The organism is Kosakonia sp. BYX6, from assembly GCF_038449125.1.
Taxonomy (GTDB): domain Bacteria; phylum Pseudomonadota; class Gammaproteobacteria; order Enterobacterales; family Enterobacteriaceae; genus Kosakonia; species Kosakonia calanthes.
The window spans coordinates 2,778,799-2,797,626 of the sequence record NZ_CP151800.1 but is presented as its reverse complement, the minus strand read 5'-3'; the positions used below and the strand labels follow the sequence as shown (position 1 = coordinate 2,797,626).

22 protein-coding genes are annotated in these 18,828 nt (G+C 51.9%); 7 read left to right on the top strand and 15 right to left on the bottom strand.

Annotated elements, in window-relative coordinates; genetic code table 11:
• Positions 1-94: 94 nt before the first annotated feature.
• Positions 95-595, top strand: a complete 501-nt coding sequence (locus tag AAEY27_RS13145) for an REP-associated tyrosine transposase (RefSeq protein WP_342321034.1) — start codon at positions 95-97, stop codon at positions 593-595.
• A 166-nt stretch (positions 596-761) separates the two neighbouring features.
• On the opposite strand, the gene AAEY27_RS13140 is transcribed toward AAEY27_RS13145, so the two are convergent.
• The 8 genes from AAEY27_RS13140 to rluE form a co-directional block, all read right to left on the bottom strand.
• Positions 762-1,883: a cupin domain-containing protein gene (locus AAEY27_RS13140; protein WP_342321033.1), complete on the bottom strand. Its 1,122-nt coding sequence runs from the start codon at positions 1,881-1,883 to the stop codon at positions 762-764.
• A gap of 59 nt (positions 1,884-1,942) precedes the next feature.
• Positions 1,943-3,403, bottom strand: coding sequence for a two-component system sensor histidine kinase PhoQ (gene phoQ, locus AAEY27_RS13135; RefSeq protein WP_342321031.1), 1,461 nt, complete (start codon positions 3,401-3,403; stop codon positions 1,943-1,945).
• On the bottom strand, positions 3,400-4,074 hold the full coding sequence (gene phoP / locus AAEY27_RS13130) for a two-component system response regulator PhoP (RefSeq protein WP_342321030.1): 675 nt from the start codon (positions 4,072-4,074) through the stop codon (positions 3,400-3,402). The genes phoQ and phoP overlap by 4 nt, the downstream gene beginning before the upstream one ends.
• A 138-nt stretch (positions 4,075-4,212) precedes the next feature.
• Positions 4,213-5,583, bottom strand: a complete 1,371-nt coding sequence (purB, locus tag AAEY27_RS13125) for an adenylosuccinate lyase (protein ID WP_342321029.1) — start codon at positions 5,581-5,583, stop codon at positions 4,213-4,215.
• Between the two features lie 17 nt (positions 5,584-5,600).
• Positions 5,601-6,230 carry a high frequency lysogenization protein HflD gene (gene hflD / locus AAEY27_RS13120; RefSeq protein WP_342321028.1) on the bottom strand — a complete coding sequence of 210 codons (630 nt, stop codon included), beginning with the start codon at positions 6,228-6,230 and terminating at the stop codon, positions 5,601-5,603.
• A 75-nt stretch (positions 6,231-6,305) separates the two neighbouring features.
• On the bottom strand, positions 6,306-7,412 hold the full coding sequence (gene mnmA / locus AAEY27_RS13115) for a tRNA 2-thiouridine(34) synthase MnmA (RefSeq protein WP_342321027.1): 1,107 nt from the start codon (positions 7,410-7,412) through the stop codon (positions 6,306-6,308).
• Between the two features lie 56 nt (positions 7,413-7,468).
• Complete coding sequence (locus AAEY27_RS13110; RefSeq protein ID WP_342321026.1) at positions 7,469-7,927, bottom strand: NUDIX hydrolase; 459 nt, start codon at positions 7,925-7,927, stop codon at positions 7,469-7,471.
• A 16-nt stretch (positions 7,928-7,943) separates the two neighbouring features.
• Positions 7,944-8,591, bottom strand: coding sequence for a 23S rRNA pseudouridine(2457) synthase RluE (rluE, locus tag AAEY27_RS13105; RefSeq protein WP_342321025.1), 648 nt, complete (start codon positions 8,589-8,591; stop codon positions 7,944-7,946).
• Between the two features lie 187 nt (positions 8,592-8,778).
• On the opposite strand from rluE, the gene icd reads away from it, so the two are divergent.
• Positions 8,779-10,029 carry an NADP-dependent isocitrate dehydrogenase gene (gene icd, locus AAEY27_RS13100; protein WP_342321024.1) on the top strand — a complete coding sequence of 417 codons (1,251 nt, stop codon included), beginning with the start codon at positions 8,779-8,781 and terminating at the stop codon, positions 10,027-10,029.
• Positions 10,030-10,103: 74 nt separating this feature from the next.
• On the opposite strand, the gene AAEY27_RS13095 is transcribed toward icd, so the two are convergent.
• Complete coding sequence (locus AAEY27_RS13095; RefSeq protein WP_342321023.1) at positions 10,104-10,748, bottom strand: class I SAM-dependent methyltransferase; 645 nt, start codon at positions 10,746-10,748, stop codon at positions 10,104-10,106.
• Between the two features lie 242 nt (positions 10,749-10,990).
• On the opposite strand from AAEY27_RS13095, the gene AAEY27_RS13090 reads away from it, so the two are divergent.
• Positions 10,991-11,185: a hypothetical protein gene (locus tag AAEY27_RS13090; protein ID WP_342321022.1), complete on the top strand. Its 195-nt coding sequence runs from the start codon at positions 10,991-10,993 to the stop codon at positions 11,183-11,185.
• Positions 11,186-11,315: 130 nt separating this feature from the next.
• Positions 11,316-11,726, top strand: coding sequence for an ASCH domain-containing protein (locus tag AAEY27_RS13085; RefSeq protein ID WP_342321020.1), 411 nt, complete (start codon positions 11,316-11,318; stop codon positions 11,724-11,726).
• Here AAEY27_RS13085 and AAEY27_RS13080 read toward each other — a convergent pair.
• The gene (locus tag AAEY27_RS13080; protein WP_342321019.1) at positions 11,674-12,333 is read right to left on the bottom strand and encodes a hypothetical protein; all 660 of its coding nucleotides are present in this window, start codon (positions 12,331-12,333) and stop codon (positions 11,674-11,676) included. The two genes, AAEY27_RS13085 and AAEY27_RS13080, sit on opposite strands and share 53 nt — an antisense overlap.
• 166 nt (positions 12,334-12,499) lie before the next feature.
• Positions 12,500-13,084, bottom strand: coding sequence for a YrbL family protein (locus tag AAEY27_RS13075; RefSeq protein ID WP_342321018.1), 585 nt, complete (start codon positions 13,082-13,084; stop codon positions 12,500-12,502).
• A 227-nt stretch (positions 13,085-13,311) separates the two neighbouring features.
• On the opposite strand from AAEY27_RS13075, the gene AAEY27_RS13070 reads away from it, so the two are divergent.
• The gene (locus tag AAEY27_RS13070) at positions 13,312-14,034 is read left to right on the top strand and encodes a hypothetical protein (protein ID WP_342321016.1); all 723 of its coding nucleotides are present in this window, start codon (positions 13,312-13,314) and stop codon (positions 14,032-14,034) included.
• Here AAEY27_RS13070 and AAEY27_RS13065 read toward each other — a convergent pair.
• A complete protein-coding gene (locus AAEY27_RS13065; protein ID WP_342321015.1) occupies positions 14,031-14,270 on the bottom strand; it encodes a DinI family protein in 240 nt (79 codons plus the stop codon). The genes AAEY27_RS13070 and AAEY27_RS13065 overlap by 4 nt on opposite strands.
• Before the next feature lie 234 nt (positions 14,271-14,504).
• On the opposite strand from AAEY27_RS13065, the gene AAEY27_RS13060 reads away from it, so the two are divergent.
• Together AAEY27_RS13060 and leuE are read left to right on the top strand one after the other, a co-directional pair.
• Positions 14,505-14,858 (top strand): DUF1428 domain-containing protein, encoded by a 354-nt coding sequence (locus AAEY27_RS13060; RefSeq protein ID WP_342321013.1) that lies wholly within the window; start codon positions 14,505-14,507, stop codon positions 14,856-14,858.
• Positions 14,859-15,175: 317 nt separating this feature from the next.
• On the top strand, positions 15,176-15,814 hold the full coding sequence (leuE, locus tag AAEY27_RS13055) for a leucine efflux protein LeuE (RefSeq protein WP_342321011.1): 639 nt from the start codon (positions 15,176-15,178) through the stop codon (positions 15,812-15,814).
• Positions 15,815-15,857: 43 nt separating this feature from the next.
• Here the strand turns inward: leuE and AAEY27_RS13050 are convergent, their stop codons facing one another.
• The 3 genes from AAEY27_RS13050 to AAEY27_RS13040 all read right to left on the bottom strand — a co-directional run bounded on the left by AAEY27_RS13050 (position 15,858) and on the right by AAEY27_RS13040 (position 18,679).
• The gene (locus AAEY27_RS13050; RefSeq protein ID WP_342321010.1) at positions 15,858-16,172 is read right to left on the bottom strand and encodes a PTS sugar transporter subunit IIB; all 315 of its coding nucleotides are present in this window, start codon (positions 16,170-16,172) and stop codon (positions 15,858-15,860) included.
• Positions 16,173-16,281: 109 nt separating this feature from the next.
• Entirely contained in the window at positions 16,282-16,752 is a 471-nt protein-coding gene (locus AAEY27_RS13045) for a GNAT family N-acetyltransferase (RefSeq protein ID WP_342321009.1), read from the bottom strand.
• A gap of 340 nt (positions 16,753-17,092) precedes the next feature.
• Positions 17,093-18,679 carry a methyl-accepting chemotaxis protein gene (locus AAEY27_RS13040; RefSeq protein ID WP_342321008.1) on the bottom strand — a complete coding sequence of 529 codons (1,587 nt, stop codon included), beginning with the start codon at positions 18,677-18,679 and terminating at the stop codon, positions 17,093-17,095.
• Positions 18,680-18,828 lie beyond the last annotated feature (149 nt).

Genomic DNA, 18,828 nt, shown 5'->3' with positions numbered 1-18,828 from the left:
ATGCCTTATCCGGCCTACAAAATCCAGCGCGTAGGCCTGATAAGCGAAGCGCCATCAGGCAAAATATATCAACCCACGGAAAAGGAGTTTCCGGGTGTCAAATTATCGTCGTCACTATGTGCAGGGCGGCACATGGTTTTTTACAGTCAACCTTCGCGACAGGCGAAGCGAGCTCCTTACCTGCCATATCAACACGCTACGCCTTGCCACCTTAACGGTAAAACGCCGCAAACCGTTTCATATTGATGCCTGGGTCATCCTTCCTGAACATATGCATTGCATCTGGACGTTGCCAGAAGACGATGAGGATTTTTCCGCGCGTTGGCGCGAGATTAAAAAAGCTTTCAGCAAATCCTTGTCGCTCGATAACGTATGGCAGCCGCGCTTTTGGGAGCACACAATCCGCAATCAGGAGGATTACCGCCGCCACATGGATTACGTGTATATCAATCCGGTTAAACATGGATGGGTGAAATGCGTGGCGCAATGGCCATTTTCAACATTTCATCGTGATGTCCGTGCCGGGTTATATCCGTCAGATTGGGCGGGCGAGGTTGGGGAATTGAATGCCGGAGAGCGAATTGCTCTGGACTAATGATACTTTGGTCGCCGGATGACGGCTGCGCCTTATCCGGACTACAAAAACCATCGCAACAGGTAACGCATAGCGCGTAGGCCTGATAAGCGAAGCGCCATCAGGCGTTTGCCCGGCGGCGCTTCGATGCCGGATGGCGGCATAAATGCCTTATCCGGCCTACAGATCAGTCTTCAAAAAACCAATAACCGCTGTTGACCAGCGCGGCGAGCATGGCGAGGAAGGAGGGGTCTTCCAGCGCGTCGCCGAACATCTCACCGCTTAACACTATATGGCTTGCCAGCGCTTCCAGCGCCGGGCGGTGCGGGGAGTTGATCTTCTCACCGTTGGCATAAACGTCTTCGCCGATGCGCAGCACGCGCAGGCCGCCGAGACGCGCCAGTTTATCGCCCTGTTTTAACGCATCGTAGATTTCATCCGGCTGATACGGCGGCTCCGGTGGTGCGACATCCAACTCGTGGCGCGACTGGGAGATAAACTCGCCAAGCCACTCTTTAAACTGTTCCGGCTGGCTAATCAGGCCGAGCATCATTTCGCGCAGCTTATCCACTTCTTGCGGCAAAATATCTGCCGGATGTTCGCGCTGCGGCACGTCCGGGTCACTATAGCGCTGGCTGCCCAGTTCGCGTTGCAGAACATAATCCGCAAAACCACTGATCATCTCGCGCCCGCTTGGCGCGCGAAAACCAACGGAATAGTTCAGCGAATTCTCCAGCGAATACCCTTCGTGCGGGAATCCCGGCGGAATGTAGAGAATATCGCCCGGCTCCAGTTCTTCATCGATAATCGCCTCGAACGGATCAACTTGCAGCAGATCCGGATGCGGGCAATGTTGCTTCAGCGTTGTTTTCTCGCCGACACGCCAGCGACGACGGCCCGTGCCCTGAATAATAAACACATCATATTGATCGAGATGCGGGCCAACGCCGCCGCCCGGCACCGAGAAAGAGATCATCAGATCGTCGGTGCGCCAGTCCGGCAGGGCGCGAAACGGGCGCATCAGCGCGGCGGCCGGTTGGTGCCAGTGGTTCACCGCCTGTACCAGCAGCGACCAGTTACTTTCGCTCAGGTGATCGTAGCTCTGGAAAGGACCGTGGCTGACCTGCCATTTACCGTCAAGATGGCTGACCAGGCGGCTGTCCACTTCATTTTCCATTGCCAGACCTGCCAGTTCATCCGGGCTGATGGGGTCGACGAAATCTTTAATTCCACGTTTCAGCACCACCGGGCGTTTTTGCCAGTAGCGTTGAATAAAGTCTGGCCAATTTATATCTGCATGATATTCCATATACGTTTCCGGCAATTAATCAGTGGCTGAATAAAAGATTATAGTAATGCTGATAGCGTTCAGTCGCCAGTTATCCCCGTTTGCTGGCGACCAAAGATCACTTCCATCCTGGCTCCGCCGAGCAGGCTTTCGCCGGTGAGGATCTGCCCGCCATACTGTTCGACGATTTCGCGCGCAACGGAAAGCCCGACGCCCTGGCCTGGGCGCAGCGTGTCGGCGCGCTGGCCGCGATCAAACACCATCTCGCGTTTCGCGGCGGGAATACCGGGGCCGTCGTCTTCAACCACAATATGCAGCTTCTCGTCGGTCTGGTTTACTGAAACTTCTACAAATTCAAGGCAATACTTGCAGGCGTTATCCAGCACGTTGCCCATCACTTCCATAAAGTCATTTTGCTCACCGACAAAACTGATTTCCGGTGAAATATCGAGCGTGATGTTGACGCCTTTGCGCTGATAAACCTTGTTCAGCGCCGAGGTCAAACTGTCGAGCAGCGGAGCGACCGGGTGCAATTCGCGGCTGAGCATGCTGCTGCCGCGCATCGTTGCGCGATGCAGGTAGTAACCAATTTGCTGCGAAATGCGGCTAATTTGCTCAAGCATTATCGGTTCGGCAGCGCGGACGCTCATTTTCTCGCTGCGTAACGAGCGCAGGGTGCTTTGCAACACTGCCAGCGGTGTTTTCAAACTGTGGGTGAGATCGGTCAGCGTCGTGCGGTATTTGTCATAACGCTCGCGTTCGCTTTTCAGCAAACGGTTGAGGTTGCGCACCAGGCTGGTCAGTTCGCGGGTGGTTTCCGGGTTAAGCTGTTCGCGGTGATGCTCTTCCAGTTCGCGCACTTCCCGCGCCAGATCTTCAATGGGTCGCAAGCTCCACCAGGCGGCCAGCCACAGCAGCGGCACCACCAGCAACAGGTTGGCCGCCAGCACATAGAAAAACCAACTCCACACCATATAAGAGCGGTTCAGTTCGATAGGGATAGTATCGACGACGACAATAGTCAGCTGCGGCATTCGCGCGGTCGCAGGATAGACATTGACTGCCACCGAGTGCGTCATTTCAGAATCGCTGTCATCTTTGCGGATCCTTTTCAGCTCCTGCGCGACAGAGTGATCGTCATCAATAAGCGTGCTACTGGCGTCGGCATCCGCTTCGATTTCATGAAAACCATTGGTCGTCAGCCAACCGGGTTCAATACGTTTTTGCAGCCACGGCACATCGCGCTGCGACCAGATAAGCTGCCCGCGCTTGTCGTAGATAAGCGTCATGGTCGGGCTTTGCTGGTCGAGATTGTCGGGCAGGTCAACACGCAGCGTATTATTTTCCCAGTGCGCGAGGGTGTAGAACAGGTTGCTCTCGCCGCGCAGCAGGCGGAAGGTGGTTTTGTCGAAGCTGACGCTGTAACCCACCAGGGCGACGACGCCATAGGCGAGGGAAAGCACCATCACCACCGCAGCGGTGGCGAGTAAAAAGCGAACTCGCAGTGAAAGCGGCAAAATATGCCGCAACAGGCGTCTCATTTTGGCAGTTCGAACAGATAGCCCTGGCCGCGCACTGTCGTGATCACCTCGTCGGGAAATTGTGCCTGGATTTTTTTACGCAGCCGCCCCATCAGCACATCAATGGTGTGGCTTTCGCGCAACTCTGCGTCGGGGTAGAGCTGTAGCATCAGCGAATCTTTGCTCACCACTTTGCCGCTATTGCGGATCAGGGTTTCCATGATGGTGTATTCAAACGCGGTTAATTTGACGACATCATCATGAATGGAGAGTTCGCGGCGGGAGAGATCGACCTGGAACGGCGGCATGGAAATCAGCTGCGAAGCGAGGCCGCTGTTGCGGCGCATCAAAACCTGAATGCGCGCGACCACTTCTTCAATGTGGAACGGCTTGGTGACGTAATCATCGGCACCAGCGCTGAGCACTTCAACTTTGTCCTGCCAGCTTTCGCGCGCGGTCAATACCAGCACCGGCAGCGTGACATCATGGCTGCGCCAGCGGCGAATCAGCGACAGGCCATCTTCATCCGGCAAGCCGAGATCGACAATGGCGATATCGGGAAGGTGTTCGTTCAGAAAGTAATCGGCTTCCTTGGCATCTTCGGCGGCGTCGACCTGGTGTCCCAGTTCCTGCAACTGAACTTTCAAATGGTGACGTAACAGAGCATTGTCTTCCACAACGAGTACGCGCATCGTCAGAACTCTCCATATATTTTTGACACAAATAGTTTAACGCTGATTTTGAGACAGAAGGGATAAACATTTACTCAACCGCGGCGGGAAGAAACCCTCTTTCCGGGGAAAGAGGGGTAGGCAAGCAAGCGTGGGGGATTACTTCAATTCATCAACCATGGTGATGGCACGACCAATGTAGTTGGCCGGGGTCATCGCTTTCAGGCGCGCTTTTTCATCGTCCGGCAGCGCCAGGCTGTCGATAAACTGTTTCATGCCTTCGGCATCAACGCGTTTGCCGCGGGTTAGTTCTTTCAGTTTTTCGTACGGCTTCTCAATGCCGTAACGGCGCATCACCGTCTGGATCGGCTCCGCCAGCACTTCCCAGTTGTGATCCAGTTCGTCCAGCAGACGATCGCGGTTCACTTCCAGTTTGCTCATCCCTTTCAGCGTTGATTGGTAGGCGATCAGCGCATAGCCGACGCCGACACCGAGGTTACGCAGCACGGTGGAATCCGTCAGATCGCGCTGCCAGCGTGAAACCGGCAATTTGCTGGCCAGGTGCTGCAACACGGCGTTTGACAGGCCGAGGTTGCCTTCGGAGTTTTCAAAATCAATCGGGTTGACTTTGTGCGGCATGGTGGACGAACCGATTTCACCGGCAATGGTTTTCTGCTTGAAGTGGTTCAGCGCTACATAACCCCAGATATCGCGGTCGAAATCGATAAGGATGGTGTTGAAACGCGCCATGCAGTCAAACAGTTCGGCGATGTAATCGTGCGGTTCGATCTGCGTGGTGTACGGGTTCCACTGAATGCCCAGCGAGGTGACAAACTCTTCGCTGAACTGGTGCCAGTCCACTTCCGGGTAAGCGGCAATGTGCGCGTTATAGTTGCCCACGGCGCCGTTGATTTTGCCGAGAATTTCCACCTGATTCAGTTGGCGGAACTGGCGCTCCATACGGTAAGCGACGTTCGCCATCTCTTTGCCTATCGTCGACGGCGTTGCCGGTTGGCCGTGAGTACGCGAAAGCAGCGGGATATCGCGGTACTGAATAGCCAGATCTTTTACCGAATCGATGAGCTTGCGCCAGTACGGCAGGATCACTTCATCGCGTGCGGTTTTCAGCATCAGCGCATGGGAAAGGTTGTTGATATCTTCGGAGGTGCAGGCGAAGTGGATAAACTCAGAAACCGCGTGCAGTTCCGGCAGATCGGCCACTTTCTCTTTCAGAAAATATTCCACCGCTTTCACATCGTGGTTGGTGGTGCGCTCAATGGTTTTGATACGCGCCGCGTCTTCTTCGTTGAAGTCTTCGACGATTTTATCGAGGTAACCGTTTGCGTGGGCAGCAAAAGCAGGAACTTCCTTGATCGCTACGTGTGCCGCCAGTTTTTGCAGCCAGCGTACTTCAACCTGAACACGAAATTTCAGCAAACCGTATTCGCTGAAGATCCCGCGCAGTGCGCTGACTTTATCGCCGTAGCGTCCATCGACAGGGGAAACGGCGGTCAGTGAGGATAATTCCATAAGTCCAACTCCGGAGGTTAACAATGAGCGAGAATTTGTTTGGCCTGTGTCGACAGGCGATTTCGGGAAAACATTAACTGTAGTCGACCACCGCCAACCTGGTGCCACAGCACCGCGGCGCGGATCCCGGCGAGCAGGGTGGCGCGTACTTTCGCCTGCACCTGCGAGCTTTGCAGCACGGCGGGGGAACCGGTGACCTGAATACGCGGCCCGAGCGGGCTAATCACGTCAACATAGATGGCGGCCATGGCGCTTTGCAGCGTTTCCGATTCGAGATCGAAATGTTCAAGCTGGCGCTGTAAGCCGTTGATGCGATTACCGAGGGTGTCCATCGCGCCTTTATTGGCGGCGAGTTTACGCTCCAGCACCATCATGCTCAGGGTGTAACGGGTTAATTCGCCATTCAGCCCCTGGCGGTTGCTGGCATTCAGCACACCGAGCAGCGTTTCGAGGCCGCTGCGCAGATTGGCTTCGCTGCCGCCAAACACGCTCAGCGTCGAGCTCGGGTTCTGATCGATAACGCTATTCAATGAAACATGCAGCGCGTCTGCGTCACAATGCCCCTGGTGCGCCAGTTGCTGCACCAGCCGCGCGGACTGGCAGATGCCTGCCAGCGCCAGGGTAATGTCGTAATAGTTCTTCGCCACACTTACTCCTTTTTATGCCCGCGTGTTGTACCGCAATCGCGGGCTTTCGCCAGTCCGGTATTGCTTAAGAGGGTGTCAAACAGGCAGCGGCAGACGCTGCTCAATAATACCGCCGCCGAGGCACACGTCGCCGAGGTAAAACACGGCGGATTGGCCCGGCGTGACGGCGGCAACCGGCTCGTCGAAACGCACCTCAATGCGATCGTCGTCCAGTACGGTCACTGTGCAAGGGATATCTTCCTGACGGTAACGGGTTTTCACCGTACAGCGCAGCGTGCCGGTTAATGGCTCGCGATCGACCCAATGCAGTTGCTGAGCAATCAGCCCGACAGACATCAGGCGCGGGTGTTCGTGGCCCTGCGCGACGATCAGGATATTGTTTTCCACGTCTTTATCGACCACATACCACGGCTCTTCGCTGCCTTCTTTGGTGCCGCCAATGCCCAACCCTTTGCGCTGGCCGAGCGTGTGGTACATCAGACCCTGGTGTTCGCCAATTTCTTCACCGTCGACAGTGAAGATTTTGCCCGGCTGGGCAGGCAGATAACGACCGAGGAATTCGCGGAATTTGCGCTCGCCGATAAAACAGATGCCGGTAGAGTCTTTTTTCTTCGCGGTGGCGAGACCCAGTTCTTCGGCGATTTTACGCACCTGGGGTTTTTCCAGTTCGCCAACCGGGAACAGACTCTGGGCGATTTGCTCATGGCCCAGCGTATAAAGGAAGTAGCTCTGATCCTTGTTGCCGTCGAGACCGCGCAGCAGGCGGCTTTTTCCATCGACATCGGCGCGGCGTACATAGTGGCCGGTGGCAATATAGTCCGCGCCAAGATCTTCGGCGGCGAACTCAAGGAAGGCTTTAAATTTGATCTCTTTGTTGCACAGAATATCCGGGTTCGGCGTGCGTCCGGCTTTGTATTCCGCCAGGAAATGCTCGAACACGTTGTCCCAATATTCTGCGGCAAAATTGACCGTGTGAAGCTCAATGCCGAGCTTATCGCAAACGGCTTGCGCGTCGGCAAGATCCGCCGCCGCGGTGCAGTATTCCTCGCCGTCATCCTCTTCCCAGTTCTTCATGAACAGACCTTCCACCTTATAGCCTTGTTGCAGCAACAAGTAAGCGGAAACAGAAGAGTCGACACCGCCGGACATGCCGACGATCACTTTTTTTGGGCTATCAGACATAAGAATACTCACAACGAAGAACTTCAGGGCGGCGTATTCTAGCACGGGCTGACGGCTCAGGCATCCCCTGTAAATGGCCAGTTAAATTCTGCGATGATTTCCAGCGGCAGGCGCTGGCCCGTCTGGTAGCAGCGAATACTCTCCGCAACCAGCGGCGAGCGCAGATTGGGCGCGTTGAGGATTTCCTCAGCGCTGACCCACAAGCAGCGATCGATGTCGCTATCGTGCGGCTCAGTGGCGCACATTTCGTTAAGCTCAATGGCAAATAAGAAGCGCAAAAAAGGCGTTTTGTCCGGCGCGATCCACTGATGCATGCGAATTAGATGCTGCGGCTCGGCGCGAATGCCTGTCTCTTCCCACAGTTCACGTTTGGCGGCCTGCACCAGCGTTTCGTCCGCTTCAAGGTGACCGGCAGGCTGATTCCACAGCGCTTTGCCATTGATCGTCTCTTCAACGACCAGGAATTTCCCCTGCGCATGAACCACGCAGGCAACGGTGACATGGGGTTTAAACATCAATTTCTCCCTGAGATTAAGCGTCACGCCATTCGCCGTTGGCGAGATTATCCAGCGTGTAGTTTCCCATAGCGTAGCGGATGAGGCGCAAAGTAGGGAAGCCGACGTGGGCGGTCATGCGCCGTACCTGGCGGTTACGGCCTTCATAAAGAGTGATTTTCAGCCAGCTTGCGGGAATGGATTTGCGCTCGCGAATTGGCGGATTGCGTGGCCACAGCCAACTGGGTTCGTCAACGCGCTCAACATCGGCGGGCAGGGTGGGGCCATCGTTTAATGTCACGCCGTTGCGCAGAGCGTCAATTGCCTCAACAGTCGGCTCGCCTTCGACCTGCACATAATAGATTTTACCGGTGCGTTTTCCCGGCTGCGTAAGGCTTGCCTGTAAGGCGCCATCATTGGTGAGTACCAGCAACCCTTCGCTGTCGCGATCGAGCCGCCCGGCAGCGTAAACGCCTTGTACTTGAATAAAATCTTTTAAGGTGCTGCGCCCGGCTTCGTCCGTAAATTGCGGCAAAACATCGTAGGGTTTATTGAACAAAATTACCCTTTTTGGCTGGTTTTGCCGTGCGGGCTTAGTGGCTTGTCGTGAGCTGAATCGCTCAAGGCGGTGATTTCTAAAAGAAGTTTTCTTCATGGTATTTTCAGTAGTTATCAATTGCCGCATTATAGCCGAATCATGATTGCCTTTCATGGAACCCAACTATCGGTTAGTATTGATGGGCTCATTACAATTCATTAACAAAAAACGGTTTGCTCTGTGTGATTCACGTAACAGGTGAGCGGACGCAGTCTGAGCGCCCCGGCATGAAGTCAGCGAGCAAAACAACCAGAAGCGCTCGAAGGAGAGGTGAATGGAAAGCAAAGTAGTTGTTCCGGCGGAAGGTAACAAGATCACCCTGCAAAATGGCAAACTCAACGTTCCGAATAACCCGATTATCCCGTTTATTGAAGGTGATGGTATTGGTGTTGATGTCACGCCAGCAATGCTGAAAGTGGTTGATGCCGCTGTGGAGAAAGCCTACAAAGGTGAGCGTAAAATTTCCTGGATGGAAATTTATACCGGCGAGAAATCGACCCAAGTTTACGGCCAGGACGTCTGGCTTCCGCCTGAAACTCTTGATCTGATTCGTGATTACCGCGTTGCGATTAAAGGCCCTCTGACCACGCCAGTCGGCGGCGGCATTCGTTCCCTGAACGTTGCGCTACGCCAGGAGCTGGATCTCTACGTTTGCCTGCGTCCGGTACGTTACTACCAGGGCACTCCGAGCCCGGTTAAACACCCTGAACTGACCGATATGGTCATCTTCCGTGAGAACTCCGAAGACATCTACGCCGGTATCGAATGGAAAGCCGATTCCGCCGACGCGGAAAAAGTGATCAAATTCCTGCGCGAAGAGATGGGCGTGAAGAAAATCCGCTTCCCGGAACATTGCGGTATCGGCATTAAGCCGTGTTCTGAAGAAGGGACCAAACGTCTGGTGCGCGCGGCGATTGAATACGCGATCACTAACGACCGCGATTCTGTGACGCTGGTTCATAAAGGCAACATCATGAAGTTCACCGAAGGCGCGTTCAAAGACTGGGGCTACCAGTTGGCACGCGAAGAGTTCGGCGGTGAGTTGATCGATGGCGGCCCGTGGCAGAAAATCAAAAACCCGAAAACCGGCAAAGAGATCATCGTTAAAGATGTGATTGCTGATGCGTTCCTGCAACAGATCCTGCTGCGCCCGGCTGAATATGATGTTATCGCGTGTATGAACCTGAACGGTGACTACATTTCCGACGCCCTGGCCGCACAGGTTGGCGGTATCGGTATCGCGCCTGGCGCGAACATCGGTGATGAATGCGCGCTGTTCGAAGCGACTCACGGTACTGCGCCGAAATACGCCGGCCAGGACAAAGTGAACCCGGGTTCTATCATCCTGTCCGCAGAAATGATGCTGCGCCACATGGAATGGTTCGAAGCCGCAGACCTGATCGTCAAAGGCACCGAAGGCGCAATCGCGGCCAAAACGGTGACCTACGATTTCGAACGTCTGATGGAAGGCGCTAAACTGCTGAAATGCTCAGAGTTTGGCGACGCGATCATCGAGAACATGTAATCCAGAATCTGGGTTAAACAAGAACGGGAGCCGGTGGGTTCCCGTTTTTTATGGCTTTATCAACGCGAGGTCATTCAAACCTGAGCGATAAGATGGAAAAACTGCGGTGCATTCTCTGACTCCCTACGTAGGATCTCCAACTCAACCGTGCTGAAACCGGCAGCGAAGCAGTACGATCGCCATGTTTGCGCGTCGTGAAGATGGAAACCATACTCGGCCCGCGCAAAGGGAGGCGTATTCTCGGGACCAAGACACCCCATCACCATTCTGGCACCTGGGCGCATTACGCGGAAAATTTCGCTGAAAGATTTTATAGGATCTGACCAGAAATGGATTACGCCAATGGAAAATACATCGGTGAAGCTCGCATCGACGAAGGGCATCTGTTCGGCATAGGCATGGTGGAAGCTAGCTAGCCCTTGCGCAATCAAACCCGAGTTCTGTTCACGTGCTGCGGATATTACCGTGTCCGAACTATCAATACCGGTATAAATGATATTTTCAGCCTGTTCTATGACCACTTTAGCCATGCTGCCTGTGCTACAGCCAATCTCAAGCACGCTGGCATTCGGCATCAGTTGTAATTGCTTAATGGCGAGAAGGTTACCTTCACCATTGGTTTCGTTAAGCATTTCGGCCACGGCAAGACCGGTCTTACCAGTAGGATTTCGCAACTGACGGGCATACTCTTCAGGGCCAAGTTCTTCTGCAATAGACATGATGTATACCTTATTTGCTAAGTCACACTGTCTGAACCAACTTGCCTCTGCTCGGTGTGTCAGCGTTAACGGCAATCGGCTCGGTTGCTAAAACAGAGAAGGCTTACCATAAATTATTTTCTCGGCACTTTCTTGGCATTTACCGCCACCCACAAGGGCTTATCTGTGCGACTGCAATAATGCTTTCTGCTAATGGATTACGAGCGTAATCTCAAATTTGCAACTTCACTGAGGAATTCATCATGGAACACGAAATGAAAATTGAGTTCTCCGGCGGGATTACCTACCGGGAATGGCTTGCAGGGCAGGCGTTACAAGGGTTGTTAGCCAGTGATGGCGAGAATAAATTCTCAGTAAAAGATAGTGTTAGCACGGCGATTGCCTATGCTGATGAGGTTATCAGGCAACTCAGAAGCGACAACAATAGCCAGCAGTAATGAATACGATTGTTTTATCAGGCCACTGGCTTTGCCGGTGGCTTTTTACTGCCCCCACCGGCCTTTGCAGGCATTGGCAGAGCGTCTGTGCTAATGTTGCTGTTCTGTTAATTAATTGAGTTAAAAAGAAATGATCTCAAGCCTCGAAGAGTTAAAAACTCGCTATCCCGGCGCGCATATTTGGGCGTTTGGCGATAGCGCAGAAATGGCCAATGATTTATCGCAATTGGTGATTGCCGGGCAGAAAACCGCGACGTGCAGCACGCTTGAATCTCATCTTCAGTTGGAAGATAAAGTGACGGTTGGCGATTTTCATATTGTGCTGAACGGCAATGGCGCACCCGCTTGCGTTATTCGAACAACGTCCCTAAAAATTATCCGTTTTAATGAAGTCACTGAGAGCATGGCCGCGCTTGAAGGGGAAGGGGATAAAAGCCTGAGCTGGTGGCGTAAAGAGCATCAGGCTTTCTTCACCCGCGGCGGAAGTTTCAGTGATGAGATGGAACTTGTTTTTGAGGAGTTTCAACTGCTTGCGTTTTAGCCGCGGCGGCGGCTTTCTGTCGTTGCATCAAATCATACGTCACGCAGAACAGGCCGACCATAAAGGGGATTTCATACAACTCCTCAATGAGATCCTGGTAGGCCGGCTTGTGCAGGAAAAAGTGTGCAATCATCCGGTGGTGTTCCACACTGTCTGAAATCAGAAAAGTCAAAACCACCAAAGCGAAAGTCCAGATAAGCAGCGTTTCGTTACGCAGTCGGCTGATAATTTCTTTTCGTAACGATGAAGAGAAGAAAACGGAGAGCACCAGCGCGCCAATTAGCAATACGGATATCAAGCGGAAGAGAAGGTGCGGCTCTTCTGGAAAGTAGACCCGTCCCCAGCTCGTGCTGCGGCCCAGTAAAACGAGCCACCACAACGCTGCCCACAGCCAAAAAGACTTCGGCCCCGCGCTTAATTGCTCTTTATAGGCAAAGCGTAAGGTGAAGATAAAACCGAAAAACAACCATAACGCCTGCGCATTTTCGATGCAGAGAACGGAAACGCCGTGGTCGAGTGGAAAAGAGAAATCAGCAAAAAAAGGGATCAGGACGGAGAACACCGCCAGAACAATGGTCGCTGGAGTCAGGCGTTTATCAAATTTCATAGTATTGCCACAATGAATATAATTAGCGCGCTAACATACCCGATGCTCCCCATGCCTTCTTTGCGTTTAGTGGCTTAAAGGCGCTGCTTGTGACGGGGTGATCACATTTTACGCAAGCAACAAGCCGGCTAATGAGCCGGCTTTGTCCAGCGAAGATCAGTTCTTGCTAGCGAGCTTCTGATGCGTCAACGGTACGGATAATTTTACCGAGGCGTTGTTTGAATCGCTGAATTGATCTGTTTATTTTCCGGCGATGCAGGAACCTGAAATAAGAAGTCAGCGGAACAAACTCGGCCTCGCCAATATTATCAATGACAACTAATGAACATTCCCTCGGTGCCGTTTTACGCACAAGGACATTATATTCTTTCAACGTCATGGTAGAGATGCCGTGCTCAATGAGCATATTGTGAAGCTCGGCAAGTTTCGCTTCTATTACCGATAATGGAATACGTTTATGCCGAATATAAAAATCCAGGCTTTTTGATATTGTTCCATCATAATCCGTCACCAGATCGAAAACATAACCCGGACCCAAATTCGTTTGAACCGTCCCGTAATAATTCGGAATAGCCCGGCATGCCTGAATCGACTCTGTTTTTTTCAGGTAATAGGCGGTTTCCCTCTGCACTTCTTTAAGCCCACCATCATCAGGGTTATAGAGGGTCTTGATGCATTTGCGATTATCGGATGGGTGCTGGTAACACCGTCTATGCCTGCCGCTGCCTATATTGTCTTTAAGTATTAACACAATGAAACCTCCTTGTTGGACACTATGAATATTGGCAGTTAAATATTTCCTAAACGAGAAATGTTATTTGTCTTGATAAACGGTCAGAGGATTTATAAAAGCACGAGATGCAAAGAGAGTGGGGGGTAATAAGCGTAAGCGGCGATTTATCCGATATGGCTATTTCGCTTTTGCTGCGTAACCTTGTTGTATTACACTCATTTTTTATCGAACTGAGCGAGCGTTAAATGAAATCCGTCAACTTAGAAAGCCTTTACGCGACGACGAACGAAAAGACACACGCTATATGGCTGGAAAATAGCGGCAGTGGAAAGCAACGGGAAGAGGATTATTATGATCCGCAAAAGCTGGCGCTGGCGGCGGGTATACGGCCATTGATGCCGCATCCGGTTAACCATCTGCTTGATGAATTAAACGAACTCGCCAGGCATGATCCGCTGGCGGATGTTCTGCCGAAGGCAGGGTTTCATTTTACGTTTTTGCCCCTGACGTTGCCGCTGTATCAACAGCGTGGCCGACTGCCGGAAAAGTCTCGCCAACTGGCAAACATTTGGGCGGATTATGAGGGAAAGACGCTCAGCATTCACCATCTGCGGCTGGTGGCATTGCCGAGCCAGCTTTTGCTGGCTGGGATCCCGGACGAACCGGCGGTCGCAATGCGTCATGCTTTTTGCGAACAGATTTTGAATTCCCCCTGGAAAGAAGAACTGCTCGCTCGCCACGCACAAACGCCGTTGCCTGCGCCATTCTGGCACAGCACGTTGTTACGTTACCGGGCTGCGTTTTTGCCAGAGGTGCTACGTGAATTTTTCCGCGATCGCCAGTCGCTGTTCTTCGGTGATGTGTCTGGGCAACTGACGCTGGCGAGAATCAATTATAACTGGACGAAATGTTATCCATTATCGATGCAGCACCTTGATGCTTCTGTTGCGCCTCGTCGCGACACTTAATCCTGAACCATCCACATATCAGATTCTTCAAACATCTCTTCCAGCATGCGGTTGAGCTTTTCACGATCGCTTTTGCTGGCGTCGCTGTTCAGGCCATTAGCCTGCATCGGTTTTACGCGCACATCGGCGTCAGGAAAGATACGGTGCACGCGCTTCGTCAACTCGCAAAGGATTATCTCTTTCGCGCCCGGTAAACCTTCAACGTTACGCTTGTCATAAACCAGTTCAACAAACACAAAGTACTCCTGATCACTCTGATTTTTAGTGCAGCATTTATACTGGATAAAAAATCAGTATTCAAGGGGGGATACTATTAGCGGCTTACCTCTCATCATGTGGGGGCATTATCCAGCATGGAAGAATTCTGAGTTATGAGGTCGCTATTGACTCTCATGTCAGCGCCAGGCCTAATCTGAACGAGCCTGGTGCGAGGGGATTTTCCCCTTGCACAATCACTTCGGAGGTCACTCATGAAGTATGTTGATGGTTTTGTGATTGCTGTGCCAGCAGATAAGAAAGAGGCATATCGCGCACGCGCGGCTGAATTCATACCGTTTTTTAAAGAGTTCGGTGCCATACGGATTGTCGAGTGCTGGGCTGAAGATTTGCCTGACGGGAATGTCACTGATTTTCGCGCAGCAGTCAAAGCAGAAGAACACGAAGAAGTGGTTTTTAGATGGATTGAATATCCGTCCAAAGCGGTTCGCGATAGCGCAAACCATAAATTGATGACCGACCCACGCATACGTGGATTGGGTGGCGAGAAGTCATTCGATGGCAAACGTATGCTCTACGGCGGTTTTGTGACGATCCTGGACGAGTAAAGCTTCAAATCAATTCCTTGATCTGGAGCGTTACACTAACAACATAAAATTCCCCGCCGGATATTGCAGCTTTTACCGCTAACCGGTGGGGACGCTTGTCTGTGTTACTTCCTTCGAATTATGTCCCCGCGCATCAGTTTCAGTCGTCAACGTTCATCATTATCCCAAAAAGATATCGCTTGAAGGTTTTATCGAGCTTCTGCGGCCACTTGGGGGATCGGTCAAAACCACGCCCTGGTTCAAGCCCGTGCGCCACACCCGCACCTATGCTACTGTACCGGCCACATGTTGTAAGCGTGGTCTCTACAGGAGTGGATGTGTTTGCCGAGTACGGAGTTCTCAGTTACTGGTCCTATTTTATCGGGGCGATTTTCATCATTTTAGTACCAGGTCCGAATACCTTTTTTGTCCTCAAAACCAGCGTCGCGGGTGGCTTAAGAAATGGCTATGTCGCCGCAAGCGCGGTCTTTATCGGTGATGCGGTATTGATGTTTCTGGCCTATGCGGGTGTCGCGACCCTAATTAAAACAACGCCGGTGTTATTCAATATTGTTCGCTATCTTGGCGCGTTTTATCTGCTCTGGCTTGGTTTCAAAATGTTGTACAGCACGTTGGTGCAGGGCGCGAGGGAAGAGGGCGAGCATGATGTGCACAAGGGCGATATCTTTAAGCGCGCGCTGGTGCTCAGCCTGACCAACCCGAAAGCGATTCTGTTTTACGTCTCATTCTTTGTGCAATTTATCGACATCCATTATGCAAAACCGGGTATGTCGTTCTTTATTCTCGCCAGCACGCTTGAGCTGATCAGCTTTTGTTATTTTAGCTTCCTGATCGTTTCAGGTTCTTACGTGACGCAATGGGTGAGAACGAAGAAGAAATTAACCAAACTGGGCAACTCGCTGATCGGTTTGATTTTCGTCGGTTTTGCCGCGCGTCTGGCTACGCTGCAATCCTGAATAATGGATAAAACCACGCCCGCAGGCGTGGTTTTTCTCATCGCTACTCCGTGAATTCCGGCATTCTTTCCATCACAAACTTCAATACCTTCTCACCATCCATTGATGCAAAAGGATAGCTTTCGATAATGGCGATGGGTGCCGTTTCGCCAACGGCGGCTTTCAGTTCGTCGAGCTTGTATTGAATATGCGGTGCGACCAAATAGCAGTTAAACGCCGGCGCAACGCTGGCGAAATTCTCCAGGCCGACGCCACTGACTAAGATCGGATAACCCTGTTCATTTGCCGCTTTTTGCATCTTTTTCGCCAATGAATTGGCGGTATTGCCGAAAAGACAACATATCAGTAACTTTTTCATGGATTTGTCCTCCTGGAAGATGTGTTTACACTATGCCCGCCAGCGGCGAGAAAATGCGCGCTAGCGCCAAATTTGCGCAGCTTCATACCCAGGTTTGAACAAAGATGATTTACAGCAATTTATTCATGTTAAAGCCGGTGACCTGGTAACCATTCGCTTCATACACTTTTTTGGCATGGGCATTTTCCGCTGCCACGCGCAATTTGATTTGTTTAATCCCCGAGGCGGCCAGATCCGCTTCCAGGCAGTGCATTGCCTGGCTACCCAACCCTTGCTTGCGAAATTTATAAAACAGATAAAAATCATAGATATAGGCGGATTTATCAATAATGTTCGCCTTGTACCACAGATATCCAATGTGCTGTTCAGTCCCATTTTCGGCAAAAATAATGGCTGTTAATGTCTGGCCTGGCGTCTTTTCTGCTGCTGGCAGGCTTGATTCAAGTTCACGTTTGGCCTGGGCCAGCGCCTCGTCATCGGACAAACGATAATTTGCGGCAATGTCGCGGGTATAATCTTCAATAAAGTAAGTTGCAAAACCGACGAATTCGTCTGCGGACATTGGGCGTAGCGAAACCATTTTTTTCCCTTAATTTGGATAGCAAAAGTTTCTCTACTGTACAGCGAAAGCCGGAGGAGGGTAAAAATTTGGAGGAGTTGAATTGGGTGTCGCCTGAGAAGCGAAGAAAAGGAAGAAAAAACAGAGCCGTAGCGAAGAGGAAATAAAAGATGGCAGTTTCGACATCAAAACTGCCAGCGAAGAATTTGGAACATGTTAAATCGTATATCCGTCACATGCGCACTTTATAACCTGCGGCCCCGTTGCGCGCAAACGCAAATTTTTCGGCGGACGGATTGATAAAATTGATGATCAGCATATTAATCATCATTGCTCATAATTGAACCGAGTCAGCATCCCGTCACGCCGGGCTCTGCTGTTGTAATTTGAAAATACGCACCATCTCCAACAACTGCTCTGCTTGCTGCTGCATCGCCTGCGCGGCAGTAGAAGATTCTTGCGACAGCATGGCGTTTTGCTGCGTGGTTTCATCCATATGCGTGATCGCGACATGCACTTGCTCAATCCCGACACTTTGCTCTGTGCTGGCTTGCGAGATAGTTTCCACAAGTTGGCTAACACGCTCCACGCTTTGTACGATTTCGTCCATCGCGTTCCCGGCGTTTTTCACCAATTTGTCGCCCTCATCAATGCGCGTGACCGAACGTTGGATCAAATCGCTGATCTCTTTCGCAGCTTTCGCGGAACGCTGTGCGAGCGCGCGAACTTCTGAGGCAACCACCGCAAAACCACGGCCTTCGGTGCCGGCGCGTGCCGCTTCTACCGCGGCGTTCAGCGCAAGGATATTGGTCTGGAAAGCGATACTGTCGATGACGTCAATAATGCTGCTGATCTCGGTCGAGAGCTGATTAATTTCACTCATGGTGGTAACGACGCGTTCCACCACTTCGCCGCCCTGGTTTGCCACGCGCATTGCTTCACGGGTGATATCGCTGGCGATACGCGAGTTTTCGGCGTTGTTTTTCACAACCGACGTCAGTTCTTCCATCGATGCGGCGGTTTCTTCAATGGCGCTGGCCTGCGCTTCATTACGTGAAGAGAGTTCGCTGCTGCCGCTGGCAATCTGCTGCGACGCACCGGCGATGTTTTCCGTACTGGAACGCACACCGGTCACAATGTGGGCCAGGTTGCCGTTCATCTCCTGCAATGCGCGCATCAGTTCAGCTGTTTCATCGCGACCTGAAATGGCAAAGGAAGATCGCAAATCGCCCGAGGCGACATTGCGGGCAATCGACACCGCCTGCGCCAGCGGCTGGGTGATGCTGCGCACTAACCACCAGGTGATCAGTAGGCTGGCAATTAACGTCAGCGCCATTACCAGCATCAGCATCAAACGAGTTTGCTGATACAACTCGTTATTGCGCGTTTCGGTCTGCATACGAATTAAATCCGCCCGTTTCAGGGTGCTGGCAACCATTTCGTCGATCATGCGCGTTGGTTCGCGATCGATACCGGTCACCAGGTGATCAACACGTTGTGCGCTGGTGGCATCCGTAATGCTGTATTGCTGCAACGCGTGCAGATAGTTCGCTTCCAGCCCGGCGTGCAGGTTGAGGGTTTTAATCGCTTCGGTATTCGCCAGGCCAATCTGCGGCAGCAGTTCGCTCAAGGTTTTTAACAGCGCCTGGGTTTTTTGGCTCTGATCAACAAACGCATTTTTGTATTTGTCGAAAGTTTCCTGATTTTCATTACCGCGCAGCAGGGTGTTTTTCCACTCTTGTACCTGAATTTTAAACTGCACCTGCGCGTTGCGAGCAGTATCAATACTGTACGCAACCACCTTTCCCGTAGCCATAATATGTTCGTTTTGCGCTAAGGCACTGGCATTAATCGACAACCCACGAATGCCAATAAACAGCGTTGCCAGTAAAAGAATGGCCGCCAGAAAACCGAGCCGTTGCCCGATGGTGAGGTGATTGAGTTTCATCAAACAATGTTTCCCATAGTCAATAAAGGCGCACGAGCAGCGAGCGCACTCCAATATTATCGACTCTGGTTAAAAAGGACTTTAACCGACGGGAGGCCAAAAAGTAGACAGAATTGTCGTTAAGTCACTGAGAAAATTTAAGATATATC

What these genes read in the sequence shown, in the direction of transcription:
- AAEY27_RS13140 (WP_342321033.1), bottom strand. Translation starts at nt 1,883, where the DNA reads ATGGAATATCATGCAGATATAAATTGGCCAGACTTTATTCAACGCTAC.
- phoP (WP_342321030.1), bottom strand. Translation starts at nt 4,074, where the DNA reads ATGCGCGTACTCGTTGTGGAAGACAATGCTCTGTTACGTCACCATTTG.
- AAEY27_RS13095 (WP_342321023.1), bottom strand. Translation starts at nt 10,748, where the DNA reads ATGTCTATTGCAGAAGAACTTGGCCCTGAAGAGTATGCCCGTCAGTTG.
- phoQ (WP_342321031.1), bottom strand. Translation starts at nt 3,403, where the DNA reads ATGAGACGCCTGTTGCGGCATATTTTGCCGCTTTCACTGCGAGTTCGC.
- icd (WP_342321024.1), top strand. Translation starts at nt 8,779, where the DNA reads ATGGAAAGCAAAGTAGTTGTTCCGGCGGAAGGTAACAAGATCACCCTG.
- AAEY27_RS13040 (WP_342321008.1), bottom strand. Translation starts at nt 18,679, where the DNA reads ATGAAACTCAATCACCTCACCATCGGGCAACGGCTCGGTTTTCTGGCG.
- rluE (WP_342321025.1), bottom strand. Translation starts at nt 8,591, where the DNA reads ATGCGGCAATTGATAACTACTGAAAATACCATGAAGAAAACTTCTTTT.
- AAEY27_RS13080 (WP_342321019.1), bottom strand. Translation starts at nt 12,333, where the DNA reads ATGAAATTTGATAAACGCCTGACTCCAGCGACCATTGTTCTGGCGGTG.
- purB (WP_342321029.1), bottom strand. Translation starts at nt 5,583, where the DNA reads ATGGAATTATCCTCACTGACCGCCGTTTCCCCTGTCGATGGACGCTAC.
- mnmA (WP_342321027.1), bottom strand. Translation starts at nt 7,412, where the DNA reads ATGTCTGATAGCCCAAAAAAAGTGATCGTCGGCATGTCCGGCGGTGTC.
- AAEY27_RS13060 (WP_342321013.1), top strand. Translation starts at nt 14,505, where the DNA reads ATGAAGTATGTTGATGGTTTTGTGATTGCTGTGCCAGCAGATAAGAAA.
- AAEY27_RS13050 (WP_342321010.1), bottom strand. Translation starts at nt 16,172, where the DNA reads ATGAAAAAGTTACTGATATGTTGTCTTTTCGGCAATACCGCCAATTCA.
- AAEY27_RS13085 (WP_342321020.1), top strand. Translation starts at nt 11,316, where the DNA reads ATGATCTCAAGCCTCGAAGAGTTAAAAACTCGCTATCCCGGCGCGCAT.
- AAEY27_RS13090 (WP_342321022.1), top strand. Translation starts at nt 10,991, where the DNA reads ATGGAACACGAAATGAAAATTGAGTTCTCCGGCGGGATTACCTACCGG.
- AAEY27_RS13045 (WP_342321009.1), bottom strand. Translation starts at nt 16,752, where the DNA reads ATGGTTTCGCTACGCCCAATGTCCGCAGACGAATTCGTCGGTTTTGCA.
- AAEY27_RS13070 (WP_342321016.1), top strand. Translation starts at nt 13,312, where the DNA reads ATGAAATCCGTCAACTTAGAAAGCCTTTACGCGACGACGAACGAAAAG.
- AAEY27_RS13110 (WP_342321026.1), bottom strand. Translation starts at nt 7,927, where the DNA reads ATGTTTAAACCCCATGTCACCGTTGCCTGCGTGGTTCATGCGCAGGGG.